The sequence below is a fragment of the Streptomyces hokutonensis genome (genome assembly GCF_000376565.1).
Classification (GTDB): Bacteria; Actinomycetota; Actinomycetes; order Streptomycetales; family Streptomycetaceae; genus Streptomyces; species Streptomyces hokutonensis.
This window is the reverse complement of sequence record NZ_BARG01000014.1, coordinates 20788-33420: the sequence shown is the minus strand read 5'-3', so window position 1 is coordinate 33420 and position 12633 is coordinate 20788. Positions and strand designations below refer to the sequence as shown.

Below are 12633 nucleotides of genomic sequence, written 5' to 3'. Positions count from 1 at the left end.
AAACCCGCGGCATCAGACAGCCGGAATAACCGCCGAAACCCGAAACCCCCCGGCATCCGTGGGCCCCGAAACAAACACCCCGCCCAACGCGAGAACCCGCTCCCGCATCCCAACCAGACCGTTCCCCCCAGAGGGCAACCGAGCCGCCGAGGCGGACGCAGGCTCGGGCGGCGGTTCGTTCTCGACCTGCATCGCGATCTCCGACACCCGATGCGCGAGCCGTACATGCGTCTTCGCACCGGCCGCGTGCTTGTGGACGTTGGTCAACGCCTCCTGCACCACCCGGTAAGCGGTCTGCTCGATCTCAGCCGCGTACGACCGCGTCTCGCCCTCCACGGACAGATCGACGGCCATCCCAGCCGCCGCGGACTGCCCGAGCAACTCGTCCACGTCCGACAGACACGGCCCGTCGCCCCCACCCTCGTCGTCCACGACCCGCGAGGCCGCCGCCGCGGCGGCCACCCCCACCGCGACCAGCGGCACGGCGGCCCGCTCCCGACTGCCCACCCCGTCCCCGCTCCGCAACACCCCGAGCATCTCCCGCAGTTCGGTCAGCGCCTGCCGCCCCATGTCCCCCACGAGGGCCGCGTTCTTGACGGCCTTCTCCGGGTCCTTCCGGGCAACGGCCTGCAGTGCGGCGGCATGCACAACCATCAGACTCACCCGGTGCGCGACAACGTCGTGCATCTCCCGAGCGATCCGCGTCCGCTCCTCACCCCGCGCCCACTCCGCCCGCTCCTCGGCCCGCTCCGCGAGAAGCTGCAACTCCCGCTCCAGGCTGTCGGCCCGCTCCCGGAGGCTCTCCATCAACCGCCGCCGGGCACCCACGTACATCCCGAGCAGCACAGGCGGCGCGGTCATCCCGACCGCGGTGGTGATGGAGGCGAACGGCACGAACCAGTCGCCGAGTTCCCAGGTCCCGCGCTGGGTGTCCTGCTTCACCCGCACGAACATGACGATCAGCATGCCGAGGAAGGACATCCCGGCCAGCGACCCGATGATCCGCCGCGGCAGCTCGGACGCGGCGAGCGTGTAGAGCCCGACGATGCCCATCAGGTAGCCCATCTGGGCCGGAGTAATGGCGATGGACACCAGAACAACGGCGATCGGCCACTTCCGCCGCACGACCAACGTGGATCCGGCCAGCACCCCGAAGACGACGCCCACAGCCGCCGGAACCCCCGCGTCGTGCGCGAACCGGACCCCCTCCGCCCCGCACTCCGCCGCGGAGCCGGCGGCAAGCCCCACGTCGAGTACCGCACTACGCCACCTGGTCCACCACCACGGCCCTCCCCGGCCCGTGGTGTGCTCTTCCCCCGTCGTGGTCATGCCTCCAGCCTACGGGCGCCGGGCCCCGGTTTTCCGTCGAGTTTCGACGAGTTGCCTACACCACTGCGCGTAATCGAACAATGACGAAACCGATCACCGCGGAGAAGTACCGTCGCACGGAGGGCATCCGGTACGGCATAGTGTTTGTTGCCCACTCGGCGACCAGACTAAATGTCCGGTTCAGACGAGTTTGATCCCCCGTGGTGTAATTGGCAGCACCGTGGCTTTTGGTGCCATTTGTCCGGGTTCGAGTCCTGGCGGGGGAGCAAAACCGAGCGACAACCGAGCACCAACTGAGCAACCCCTTCCCCCAGCACACCTCTTCAGGCCCTGACAGCTCTGTCAGGGCCCACTCTCATGTCCCCCATGAAACGCCCCGGTATCCTGCGAATGTCCACCCCCCATGCATTCCGAAGCCGAAGGGCAAACCCGTGAGCGCCATTCGCCCGGCAGCCGTCGTCGTACTCGCAGCGGGTGAGGGCACCCGTATGAAGTCGGCCACACCGAAGGTCCTGCACCAGATCTGTGGCCGGACCCTGGTGGGCCATGTGCTGGCCGCCGCCCGCGAGTTGGAGCCGGAGAACCTGGTCGTCGTCGTGGGCCACGCCCGCGAGCAGGTGACCGCCCACCTCGGCGAAACGGACCCCGGAGTGCGCACCGCGGTCCAGGCCGAGCAGAACGGCACGGGTCACGCCGTACGGATGGCGCTGGAGGAACTCGGAAGCATCGACGGAACCGTCGTCGTCGTCTGCGGCGACACCCCTCTGCTCCGCGGCGCGACGCTGCGCGAACTCACCGCCAACCACACCACCGACGGCAACGCGGTGACCGTGCTCACCGCCGAGGTCCCGGACGCGACCGGCTACGGCCGGATCGTGCGCGACGGCGCCTCCGGCGCGGTGACGGCGATCGTCGAGCACAAGGACGCCTCCGACTCCCAACGCACGATCCGCGAGATCAACTCCGGGGTCTTCGCGTTCGACGGCCAGCTGCTCGCGGACGCCCTCGGCAAGGTGCGCACCGACAACAGCCAGGGCGAGGAGTACCTCACGGACGTGCTCGGCATCCTGCGCGAGGCCGGGCACCGAGTCGGCGCCTCCGTCGCGGGCGACCACCGCGAGATCGCCGGCATCAACAACCGCGTGCAGCTCTCCGAGGCGCGCCGCATCCTCAACGACCGGCTGCTCACCGAGGCGATGCTCGGCGGGGTCACCGTCGTCGACCCGGCGACGACCTGGATCGACGTCACCGTCACCTTCGGCCAGGACGCGACGATCCAGCCGGGCACCCAGCTGCACGGCACCACGCACATCGGTGAGGGCGCCGACGTCGGCCCCAACAGCCGCCTGACGGACACCGTGGTCGAGGCCGGCGCCCGCGTCGACAACACCGTCGCCGTCAGCTCGCACATCGGCCCGCAGGCCTCCGTCGGGCCGTACGCCTACCTCCGTCCCGGCACGCGCCTGGGCACGAAGGGCAAGATCGGGACCTACGTCGAGACGAAGAACGCGACGATCGGGGAGGGGACGAAGATCCCGCATCTCTCCTATGTCGGGGACGCGACGATCGGCGAGTACAGCAACATCGGGGCCGCGAGCGTGTTCGTCAACTACGACGGACAGGCGAAACATCACACCACCATCGGGTCGCACTGCCGGACAGGGTCGGACAATATGTTTGTGGCACCTGTCACGGTCGGGGACGGCGCGTACACCGCCGCCGGCTCCGTGATCACGAAGGACGTACCGCCCGGTTCGCTGGCCGTGGCCCGTGGCCAGCAGCGGAATATCGAGGGCTGGGTGGCGCGCAAGCGTCCCGGAAGCGCGGCGGCCAAGGCCGCGGAAACGGCTTCCCGCCAGGGCGAGAGCGAGAACTGACCGGAAACGGACGCGTCGAACACGGCGTACCGTGATAAACGCACACCCAGTTGAATGACCTCTGAGGAGACAGTGCTGTGACCGGGATCAAGACGACCGGCGAGAAGAAGATGATGTTCTTCTCCGGCCGCGCCCACCCCGAGCTTGCCAAGGAGGTCGCCCACCAGCTGGGTGTCGGGGTCGTCCCGACCAAGGCCTTCGACTTCGCGAACGGCGAGATCTACGTCCGCTTCGAGGAGTCGGTGCGCGGCGCGGACTGTTTCGTGATCCAGAGCCACACGGCCCCGATCAACCAGTGGGTCATGGAGCAGCTGATCATGATCGACGCCCTGAAGCGCGCGTCGGCCCGCTCCATCACGGTGATCGTGCCGTTCTACGGCTACGCCCGCCAGGACAAGAAGCACCGCGGCCGTGAGCCGATCTCGGCCCGCCTGGTCGCGGACCTGATGAAGACGGCGGGCGCCCACCGCATCCTCACCGTCGACCTGCACACCGACCAGATCCAGGGCTTCTTCGACGGCCCCGTGGACCACCTCTTCGCCCTCCCGCTCCTCGCGGACTACGTGGGCTCCAAGGTCGACCGCAGCAAGCTGACCGTCGTCTCCCCGGACGCCGGCCGCGTGCGCGTCGCCGACCGCTGGTGCGACCGCCTCGGCGCGCCGCTGGCGATCGTGCACAAGCGGCGCGACAAGGACGTGGCGAACCAGGTGACGGTCCACGAGGTGGTCGGCGAGGTCAAGGGCCGCGTCTGCGTCCTGGTCGACGACATGATCGACACCGGCGGCACGATCTGCGCCGCGGCGGACGCGCTGTTCGCGCACGGCGCGGAGGACGTCATCGTGACGGCCACCCACGGCGTGCTCTCCGGCCCGGCCGCGGACCGCCTGAAGAACTCCCGCGTCAGCGAGTTCGTCCTCACCGACACGCTCCCCACCCCCGGTGAACTCGGCGCCGACCTCGACAAGATCACGGTCCTGTCGATCGCCCCGACCATCGCCAGCGCGGTCCGAGAGGTCTTCGAGGACGGCTCGGTGACGAGCCTCTTCGACGAGCACTGAGAGCTCCGCTGGATGCCGTAGATCGTCTGCGGCGCCGTCGTGGCTGGTCGCGCAGTTCCCCGCGCCCCTTCAGGGGCGCTGATGAACCGGCGCTTCTGGAAGATCGATTTTCTTTACGGCCTCCCCGCCGAGTAAGCTGCGACAGTTGCTCGGCGAGGGAGGCCGTACCGCTTCGCAAGAAGTTCGTACGGCGGTCCGTTATCGACGCGCTCTTCGTAGCAGGCCGATGTTCGGCCGGGTGACCACCTTCCCCGACTTTTCTACGAGGAGTGACCATGGCCGACGTCAAGCTCACCGCCGAGACCCGCACCGAGTTCGGCAAGGGTGCCGCCCGCCGTATCCGCCGTGACAAGAAGGTTCCCGCCGTGGTCTACGGCCACGGTGTGGACCCGCTGCACGTCACGCTGCCGGGCCACGAGCTGCAGCTCGCCCTGCGTACCCCGAACGTCCTGCTCACCCTGGACATCGAGGGCAAGACCCAGCTCGCCATCCCGAAGGCCGTCCAGCGCGACGCCATCAAGGGCTTCCTCGAGCACGTCGACCTGCTCACCGTGAAGAGCGGCGAGAAGGTCACCGTCGAGGTCTACGTCCACACCGAGGGCGAGCTGGCCCCGGGCTCCTTCCTGCTGGAGCACGTGCTCAGCACGATCACCGTCGAGGCCGAGGCCACGCACATCCCCGAGTCGGTCACCGTGTCCATCGCGGGCCTGGAGGCCGGTGCCTCCATCGCCGCCAAGGACATCCCGCTCCCCAAGGGCACCACGCTGGCGATCGACGAGGACGCGGTCGTCCTCCAGGTCCTGGCCGCCCAGGCGGAGGAGGCGCCCGCCGAGGGCGAGGCCGAGGCCACCGAGGCCTGATCCTCACCTTCACCACTGCTGTCAGCCGCTGTTCCCACCGGGAGCAGCGGCTGGCGCGTATCAAGGAGACATGGACGTGACGACCGACGCCAATGCCCCCTGGCTGATCGTGGGCCTCGGGAACCCGGGCCCCGAGTACGCGAACAACCGCCACAACGTGGGCTTCATGGTGGCCGACCTGCTCGCGGAGCGGATCGGCGGCAAGTTCAAGCGGGCCGGGAAGGCGCAGGCGCAGGTCCTGGAGGGCCGGCTCGGCGCACCGGGTCCGGCGAGCCGCCGGATCGTGCTGGTGAAGCCGATGTCGTACATGAACCTGTCGGGCGGCCCGGTCAACGCGCTGCGCGACTTCTACAAGGTGCCCGTCGCGAACATCGTCGCCGTGCACGACGAGCTGGACATCGACTACGGCACCCTCCGCCTCAAGCTCGGTGGCGGCGACAACGGCCACAACGGGCTGAAGTCGATGACGAAGGCGATGGGCCCGGACTACCACCGGGTGCGGTTCGGGATCGGGCGCCCGCCGGGCCGTATGCAGGTGGCGGACTTCGTGCTGAAGGACTTCTCCTCCACGGAGCGCAAGGAACTCGACTTCCTCGTGGACCGCGCCACCGACTCGGTGGAGTGTCTGGTGAGCGAGGGCCTGGAGCGGGCGCAGAGCGCGTACAACTCCTGACTTGACCGACTTGTCGGTGACCGAAGTTGACCGCGTGTGCGGGTATGGCCAATGATCCCCGCCATGAACTTCGGACGGCTCGCGGCGATGGGCACGGTCGCCGCGCTGATCCTGATCGCCGGGGTCTGGGGCTCCTGGCCCACCGCGCACAACGTGATGCTCACCAAGGGCCGCGAGACCGGCACGATCGAGGTCACCGCGTGCGGCGACGACACCTGCACCGGTCCCTACACACCGGTCTCGACCGGATCGAGGGCCCGCGCCAAGGTCGTCATCGAGCACACGGTCGCGGTGAAGAAGGGCCAGACGTACGCGGTGGTCGTGAAGCCCGGCACCGACGAGGTCATGCGCTCGGGCCCCGCCGGCATCCTCTACGCCTGGGTCCCCCTCGGCGGCGCCCTCCTGCTGGCCTCGGTGGTGGTCGCGGGCGGCCTGCGCCTGACCCGGCCCGCGTGGGTACTGGCCTGGTCGGGGATCGCGTTGCTGACGGCGGCGTTCGTAGCCCTCTGATCGCTTGAAAAGACGGGTGCCCCCGAGCTGCTACGGCAGCTCGGGGGCACCCTTTTCGCTGTTCCTCAGCCGGTGTTGCGCAGGCCCGCCGCCACACCGTTGACGGTGAGGAGGAGGGCGCGGCTCAGCAGCGGGTCGGGTTCCGCACCCGCGGCCGCCTCGTCGCGCTGGCGCTTGAGGAGGGTGACCTGGAGGTAGGAGATCGGGTCGAGGTAGGCGTCCCGGATGGTGAAGGTCTGCTTCAACACCGGGGTGGCGTCGAGGAGTTCGGCCTCACCGGTGACGCGGAGCACCTCGGCGACGGTCAGGTCGTGCTCGGCCCTGATGGTGTCGAACACGTGCTTGAGCTCGTCCGGGACGAGGGTGTCGACGTAGTGCTGGGCGATCCGCAGGTCCGTCTTCGCGAGGGTCATCTCCACGTTGGAGATGAAGTTGCGGAAGAAGTGCCACTGCTCGTGCATCTCGTCGAGCACGGTGTCGAGGCCCGCCTCGCGCAGCGCCTTCAGCCCGGAACCCACGCCGTACCAGCCGGGCACGATCTGCCGGGACTGGGTCCAGCCGAACACCCACGGGATGGCGCGCAGTCCGTCGAGCGAGACGCCCGAGCCGGGGCGGCGGGAGGGCCGCGAGCCCAGGTGCAGATCGGCGAGCTGGTCCACCGGCGTGGAGGCGAGGAAGTACGTCGGAAGGTCCGGGTCCTCGACCAGCCTGCGGTAGGCGGCGTGGGCGGCGTCGCTCACCACGTCCATGGCCGCGTCCCAGCGGGCCAGCGCCTCGTCGGACTGGCGGGGCGAGGTGTGCAGGGCGGAGGCCTGGAGGGTGGCGGCGACCGTCAACTCCAGGTTCTCGCGGGCCAGTGACGGCACCAGGTACTTGTCGGAGATGACCTCGCCCTGCTCGGTCACCTTGATCTCGCCCTCCAGGGTGCCCCAGGGCTGGGCGAGGATCGCGTCGTGCGAGGGGCCGCCGCCGCGGCCGACGGTTCCGCCGCGACCGTGGAAGAGCCGGAGCCGCACGCCGTAGCGGTGCGCCACGTCACGCAGCCGCCGCTGGGCACGATGGATCTCCCACTGCGAAGTCGTGATGCCACCGAACTTCGACGAGTCCGAGTACCCGAGCATGACCTCCTGGACGTCCCCGCGCAGCGCCACGAGCCGCCGGTAGGACGGGTCGGAGAGCATGTCCTCGAGGATCGTGTCGGCGGCCTTCAGCTCGTCCGTGGTCTCCAGGAGCGGCACGATGCCGACCTTCGCCCAGCCGGCGTGCAGGTCGATCAGCCCGGCCTCGCGGGCGAGGACGGCGGCGGCGAACACGTCGTCGGCGCCCTGGCACATCGAGATGATGTACGACTCGATGACCTCGGGCCCGAAGACGGCGAGGGCCTTCTTGACGGTCTCGAACACCCCGAGGGTCTTCTCACCGGCCGCGTCGACGGGCGCGGGGGTGGGCGCGAGCGGGCGCCTCGACCGCAGCTCCTTGGCGAGCAGCTTGGTGCGGTACTCGCGGGGCATGTCGGAGTACCGCCAGGACTCCTCGCCGAGCCGGTCGAAGAGCTGGCCGAGGGCGTGGTGGTGGGCGTCCGCGTGCTCGCGTACGTCCATGGTGGCGAGCTGGAGGCCGAACGCGCCGAGCGTGCGGATCGTACGGTCCATGCGGCCGTCGGCGAAGAGGCCGCCGCGGTGGGCGCGCAGGGAGGTCTGGATCAGGGTGAGGTCGTGCAGCAGCTCGGCCGTGCCCAGGTAGTCGCGGCCGGGCTGGTGCGGGGTGTCCTTGGCCAGGCGGCTCTTGGTGTTCTCCAGCTTCTGCCGGATGCAGGTGGCCTTGAGCCGGTAGGGCTCCTCGGCGTTGAGCCGCTTGTAGCGGGGGCTGATCTCGGGCAGCAGTTCCAGGTCGGCCTGGAGGGACTCCAGCAGCTCGTCCGTCGCCCCGGTGTAGCGGATGGAGTTGGAGAGGAAGCCGCGCAGCTCGTCGATCGTCTCCAGCGCGTCGTTGATGCCGTGCTCGTGCTGGAGGATCAGGACGTCCCAGGTGACCTGGGGGGTGACGTTCGGGTTGCCGTCGCGGTCGCCGCCGATCCAGGTGCCGAAGGTGAGTGGGCGGGTGTCGTCGGGCAGCTTGACGCCGACGCGCTCCAGCTCTGCGGTGAGGTCCTCGAGGACGTCACCGACGGCGCCCGCGTGCAGCTCGTCCAGGTAGTAGATGGCGTTACGCGCTTCGTCCGCGGGCTCCGGACGCACGACGCGCAGCTCGTCCGTCTGCCACACCAGGTCGATGTTCTCGGCCAGCCGGGTGTCGTAGCGGCGGCGGTCGGACTCGATGACCGGGGTCTCCAGGAGCGTGGCGATGCGCCGGAGCTTGTTGAGGACCGACCGGCGCGCGGCCTCGGTGGGGTGCGCGGTGAAGACCGGGCGGACGTTCAGGTTCTTGACCGTCTCGCGCAGGTGGTCGGGGTCGGCGTCCTTGAGGCGGTCGGCCGTACGGGCGAGGAGACCGCCCTCGGCGGCACGCTTGGCGCGCAGCTCACGGCCGCGGTGCACCTGCTCGGTGACGTTGGCTAGGTGGAAGTAGGTGGAGAAGGCGCGGACCAGCTTCGCGGCGGTCTCCAGCCCTGTGCCGCGCAGCAGCTCGGCGGCGGCCTCGCCGTCCTCCCGGGTGAGGCGGCGGACCTTCTCGACCAGTTCGAGCAGTTCGGGGCCCTCCTGGCGGACGAGGGTCTCGCCCAGCAGGTCGCCGAGGCGCCGGATGTCGGCGCGCAGCTCGTTGTTGGTCGTGGTGGCCTGGTCGTCGGCACTGCTCACAGGTGCGGCTCCTTGCAGTGTTTGAAGCTCGTCCGGAGGGAACCCGGACGGCGGTCCCGCGGCGGCTGTCGCATACGGGACGGACATCCGGGAAGAAAACAGAGCGGACCGCGCTGTCCGACCGACACCAAGGATAGGTGTCCACTCTGACGCGCGGTCTCACGGGCTTCGTCCACCGGTCGACGCACTGCCATACTTACGTCGCCGTAGGTTACGGAACCGTAGGGAAGTCCATGGTGAACTCATACTCGGCTCCCGCCGTCCGACGCTCCGCCTCCACCTCCGAACCCCACAGGGGACGCCCATGACCACGAGCTCCGATGTGATCGACGACGCCCCGCGGGCGAACGACGACGGCACTCCGCTGCCCGCCGCCACCCTGGGCGGCGAGAAAAAGGGGACGCTGGAACAGCTGACACTCCTCCTCTTCATCACCGTCCCCTTCCTGGCGCTGGTCGCGGCGGTGCCGCTGGCCTGGAGCTGGGGCGGGGTGAGCTGGCTCGATCTCGGCCTGCTGGTGTTCTTCTACTACCTGGGCTGCCACGGCGTGACGATCGGCTACCACCGGTACTTCACGCACGGCTCCTTCAAGGCGAAGCGCCCGCTGCGGATCGCGATCGCCATCGCCGGGTCGATGGCGGTCGAGGGCCCGCTGGTGCGCTGGGTGGCCGACCACCGCAAGCACCACAAGTTCTCCGACGCGGAGGGCGACCCGCATTCGCCGTGGCGCTACGGCGAGACCGTGCCGGCGCTGATCAAGGGCCTGTGGTGGGCGCACATCGCGTGGATGTTCGACGAGGAGCGCACCCCGCAGGACAAGTACGCGCCGGACCTGATCAAGGACCGGACGATCCGGGCGATCTCCCGCCAGTTCATCTTCTGGACGATGCTGTCGCTCGCGCTGCCCCCGCTGATCGGCGGCCTGGCGACGATGTCCTGGTGGGGCGCGTTCACCGGCTTCTTCTGGGGGTCGCTCGTCCGGGTGGCGCTGCTGCACCACGTCACCTGGTCGATCAACTCGATCTGCCACGCGGTCGGCAAGCGCCCCTTCAAGTCCCGTGACCGTTCGGGCAACGTGTGGTGGCTGGCGGTCCTGTCCTGCGGCGAGTCCTGGCACAACCTGCACCACGCCGACCCGACGTCCGCGCGGCACGGTGTGATGCGCGGCCAGATCGACTCCTCGGCGCGGATCATCCGCTGGTGCGAGCAACTCGGCTGGGCCTATGACGTGCGCTGGCCGTCACGCTCGCGTATCGATTCGCGCCGTATCTCCGGTCCGGACAGCTCTCGGCCCCGGAAGGAGTCGGCGGAGGCGGCATGATTGACGCCGTGGCGACCGATCCCAGCAGCACCCCGAGCAACGAGAAGCCCCGGCGCGCGCGCCGCACCCGGATGACGGGAGCCGAACGCCGGGCCCAGCTGCTGGAAGTCGGTCGCACGCTCTTCGCGGCGAAAGGTTTCGAGGCCACGTCGGTGGAGGAGATCGCGGCGAAGGCCGGGGTCTCCAAGCCGGTGGTCTACGAGCACTTCGGCGGCAAGGAGGGCCTGTACGCGGTGGTCGTGGACCGCGAGATGCGTCGCCTGCTGGACATGGTGACCAGCTCCCTGACGGCCGGCCACCCCCGCGAGCTGTGCGAACAGGCGGCCTTCGCCCTCCTCGACTACATCGAGGAGTACACGGACGGCTTCCGCATCCTGGTCCGCGACTCCCCCATCCCGCAATCGACCGGCTCCTTCGCGTCCCTGATCTCGGACATCGCGACGCAGGTCGAGGACATCCTGGGCCGCGAGTTCAAGAGCCGCGGCTTCGACGCCAAACTCGCCCCCCTCTACGCCCAGGCCCTCGTCGGCATGGTCGCCCTGACCGGCCAGTGGTGGCTGGACGTCCGCCGCCCGAAGAAGGCGGAGGTGGCGGCACATCTGGTGAACCTGGCGTGGCACGGGCTGGACGGGCTGGAGGCGAAGCCGCGCCTGATAGGCCACAGAAAGAGCTGAGTACACAGAGGGGCCCCTGCCGTCCGGCAGGGGCCCTCATCGCTTCCGGCGCCGACGTCAGCGCTTGAAGGCGTCCTTCGCCTTCTCCTTGGCCTGCCGCGCGTCCCCCTTGGACTTCTCGGCCTGCCCCTTGGCCGCCATGGTCTCGTTGCCCACGGCCCGGCCCACGGTCTCCTTGACCTTGCCCTTGACCTGTTCCTTCTTGGCCTTGGCCTTCTCGTCCTTCGCCACGGTTCATCAACTCCCGGTCGGATCGGTACGCGGAACTCGGTCACCATGCGAGTAGCCGCGATCACGGCGGACAAACGCCGTTCAGCCTTCCGGTTCGAGGAACTCCAGCCGGTTCCCCACCGGATCCTCCGAGTAGAAGCGCCGGTGTCCCGGCAGGCCCTCGTCCCACGTGACCTTCGCCCCGCGGGCCTCCAGCCGGGCCGCGTACGCCTCGATGTCGACGACCCGGAGCCCGGGGTGGGCCTTGGCCGACGGACGGAAGTCGGCCTCGATCCCCAGGTGGAGCTGGACCGCCCCCGCCCCGAACCAACACCCGCCCCGCGCCGCCAGTACCGGCGGCTTCGGGATCTCGGTCATGCCGAGGACGCCGACGTAGTAGCCGCGCAGCGCGTCCTCCGACCCCGCCGGGGCAGCCAACTGCACATGATCCACGGCCGAGATCACCGCCGTCACGCCCCCTTGCGGGCCACCGCGAACAGCCGCCGGAACGGCAGCACCGTGCCGTACTCCGCCGTCGGATACGCCTCGCGGAGCAGGTCGCGGTACTCGGTGACGAAGGCGTCCCGTGCCTCCGGGTCGTCGGCGAGGGCGGTGAGGGCGGGGCGGAGGCCGGTGCCCTTGACCCAGTCGAGGACGGGGTCGGGGCCGGGCAGGATGTGCTGGTACGTCGTCTGCCAGACGTCGGCCGCGCAGCCGAGGCGGGCCAGGCGGTCGAGGTAGACACCGGGGGTGTGCACCGAGTCCTCGTGCCGGAGGACCTCCCCGAGCCGGCTCTTCCAGCGGGCGGTGGCGGCGAGTTCGCGCATCAGGGCGTGCAGGGGCGCGTCGATGTTGTCCGGGACCTGGAAGGCGAAGGTGCCGCCGGGCGCGAGCGCGGCCACCCAGTCGCCGAAGCGGTCCAGATGTCCCGGCACCCACTGCAGCGCCGCGTTCGACACGATCAGGTCGTACGGCTGCGCGGGCGCCCACTCCGTCGCGTCCGCGTGGGCGAAGTCGAGGCTGCCGCCACCCGCCGTGGGGCCGGCGTGGGCGGCGGCCTTCTCCAGCATCTCGGGCGAGTTGTCGTAGCCGGTGATGTGCGCGGCGGGCCAGCGGTCGGCGAGGACGGCGGTCACGTTGCCGGGGCCGCAGCCGAGGTCGGCGATGCGGGGCGGGGTGCCGAGGACGTCGGTGACGCGGGCGAGGAGGTCGGCGAACGGGCGGGCGCGGTGGCCGGCGTGCCGCAGGTACTGGGCGGGGTCCCAAGTCGTCGTCATGTCACCCACCCTCCTCCCCGACTTATCTCGATGTCAAGAGACTTCG

At 69.7% G+C, this 12633-nt stretch carries 12 protein-coding genes and 1 tRNA gene; 8 read left to right on the top strand and 5 right to left on the bottom strand.

Annotated features, from left to right (window positions below; genetic code table 11):
- Positions 1 to 12: 12 nt before the first annotated feature.
- Positions 13 to 1329, bottom strand: coding sequence for a sensor histidine kinase (locus tag SSP08S_RS05835; protein WP_019066636.1), 1317 nt, complete (start codon positions 1327 to 1329; stop codon positions 13 to 15).
- Between the two features lie 194 nt (positions 1330 to 1523).
- On the opposite strand from SSP08S_RS05835, the gene SSP08S_RS05830 reads away from it, so the two are divergent.
- The 6 genes from SSP08S_RS05830 to SSP08S_RS05805 all read left to right on the top strand — a co-directional run bounded on the left by SSP08S_RS05830 (position 1524) and on the right by SSP08S_RS05805 (position 6307).
- Positions 1524 to 1595: transfer RNA gene (locus tag SSP08S_RS05830), tRNA-Gln, on the top strand.
- 165 nt (positions 1596 to 1760) lie between these two features.
- Positions 1761 to 3206 (top strand): bifunctional UDP-N-acetylglucosamine diphosphorylase/glucosamine-1-phosphate N-acetyltransferase GlmU, encoded by a 1446-nt coding sequence (gene glmU, locus SSP08S_RS05825; protein ID WP_078532349.1) that lies wholly within the window; start codon positions 1761 to 1763, stop codon positions 3204 to 3206.
- A gap of 77 nt (positions 3207 to 3283) precedes the next feature.
- Entirely contained in the window at positions 3284 to 4264 is a 981-nt protein-coding gene (locus tag SSP08S_RS05820; protein ID WP_019066634.1) for a ribose-phosphate diphosphokinase, read from the top strand.
- A 275-nt stretch (positions 4265 to 4539) separates the two neighbouring features.
- Positions 4540 to 5124 carry a 50S ribosomal protein L25/general stress protein Ctc gene (locus SSP08S_RS05815; RefSeq protein WP_019066633.1) on the top strand — a complete coding sequence of 195 codons (585 nt, stop codon included), beginning with the start codon at positions 4540 to 4542 and terminating at the stop codon, positions 5122 to 5124.
- A gap of 70 nt (positions 5125 to 5194) precedes the next feature.
- Positions 5195 to 5797, top strand: coding sequence for an aminoacyl-tRNA hydrolase (pth, locus tag SSP08S_RS05810; RefSeq protein ID WP_019066632.1), 603 nt, complete (start codon positions 5195 to 5197; stop codon positions 5795 to 5797).
- 63 nt (positions 5798 to 5860) lie between these two features.
- Complete coding sequence (locus tag SSP08S_RS05805) at positions 5861 to 6307, top strand: hypothetical protein (RefSeq protein WP_019066631.1); 447 nt, start codon at positions 5861 to 5863, stop codon at positions 6305 to 6307.
- A 65-nt stretch (positions 6308 to 6372) separates the two neighbouring features.
- Here SSP08S_RS05805 and ppc read toward each other — a convergent pair whose 3' ends face one another.
- Positions 6373 to 9105, bottom strand: coding sequence for a phosphoenolpyruvate carboxylase (gene ppc / locus SSP08S_RS05800; RefSeq protein ID WP_019066630.1), 2733 nt, complete (start codon positions 9103 to 9105; stop codon positions 6373 to 6375).
- Positions 9106 to 9409: 304 nt separating this feature from the next.
- On the opposite strand from ppc, the gene SSP08S_RS05795 reads away from it, so the two are divergent.
- Together SSP08S_RS05795 and SSP08S_RS05790 are read left to right on the top strand one after the other, a co-directional pair.
- Positions 9410 to 10426 carry an acyl-CoA desaturase gene (locus SSP08S_RS05795; protein ID WP_019066629.1) on the top strand — a complete coding sequence of 339 codons (1017 nt, stop codon included), beginning with the start codon at positions 9410 to 9412 and terminating at the stop codon, positions 10424 to 10426.
- Positions 10423 to 11100, top strand: coding sequence for a TetR/AcrR family transcriptional regulator (locus tag SSP08S_RS05790; RefSeq protein WP_019066628.1), 678 nt, complete (start codon positions 10423 to 10425; stop codon positions 11098 to 11100). Before SSP08S_RS05795 ends, SSP08S_RS05790 begins: the two co-directional genes overlap by 4 nt.
- Before the next feature lie 57 nt (positions 11101 to 11157).
- Here SSP08S_RS05790 and SSP08S_RS59075 read toward each other — a convergent pair whose 3' ends face one another.
- The 3 genes from SSP08S_RS59075 to SSP08S_RS05775 all read right to left on the bottom strand — a co-directional run bounded on the left by SSP08S_RS59075 (position 11158) and on the right by SSP08S_RS05775 (position 12587).
- Positions 11158 to 11331, bottom strand: a complete 174-nt coding sequence (locus tag SSP08S_RS59075) for a CsbD family protein (protein WP_019066627.1) — start codon at positions 11329 to 11331, stop codon at positions 11158 to 11160.
- Positions 11332 to 11412: 81 nt separating this feature from the next.
- A complete protein-coding gene (locus SSP08S_RS05780) occupies positions 11413 to 11775 on the bottom strand; it encodes a VOC family protein (RefSeq protein WP_026178207.1) in 363 nt (120 codons plus the stop codon).
- A gap of 5 nt (positions 11776 to 11780) precedes the next feature.
- A complete protein-coding gene (locus tag SSP08S_RS05775) occupies positions 11781 to 12587 on the bottom strand; it encodes a trans-aconitate 2-methyltransferase (RefSeq protein ID WP_019066625.1) in 807 nt (268 codons plus the stop codon).
- Between the last annotated feature and the right edge of the window lie 46 nt (positions 12588 to 12633).

Excerpts from the sequence above, each read along its gene's own strand:
- SSP08S_RS05775 (WP_019066625.1), bottom strand. The coding sequence starts at position 12,587 with ATGACGACGACTTGGGACCCCGCCCAGTACCTGCGGCACGCCGGCCAC.
- SSP08S_RS05805 (WP_019066631.1), top strand. The coding sequence starts at position 5,861 with ATGAACTTCGGACGGCTCGCGGCGATGGGCACGGTCGCCGCGCTGATC.
- pth (WP_019066632.1), top strand. The coding sequence starts at position 5,195 with ATGGACGTGACGACCGACGCCAATGCCCCCTGGCTGATCGTGGGCCTC.
- SSP08S_RS05815 (WP_019066633.1), top strand. The coding sequence starts at position 4,540 with ATGGCCGACGTCAAGCTCACCGCCGAGACCCGCACCGAGTTCGGCAAG.
- SSP08S_RS05795 (WP_019066629.1), top strand. The coding sequence starts at position 9,410 with ATGACCACGAGCTCCGATGTGATCGACGACGCCCCGCGGGCGAACGAC.
- SSP08S_RS05835 (WP_019066636.1), bottom strand. The coding sequence starts at position 1,329 with ATGACCACGACGGGGGAAGAGCACACCACGGGCCGGGGAGGGCCGTGG.
- SSP08S_RS05790 (WP_019066628.1), top strand. The coding sequence starts at position 10,423 with ATGATTGACGCCGTGGCGACCGATCCCAGCAGCACCCCGAGCAACGAG.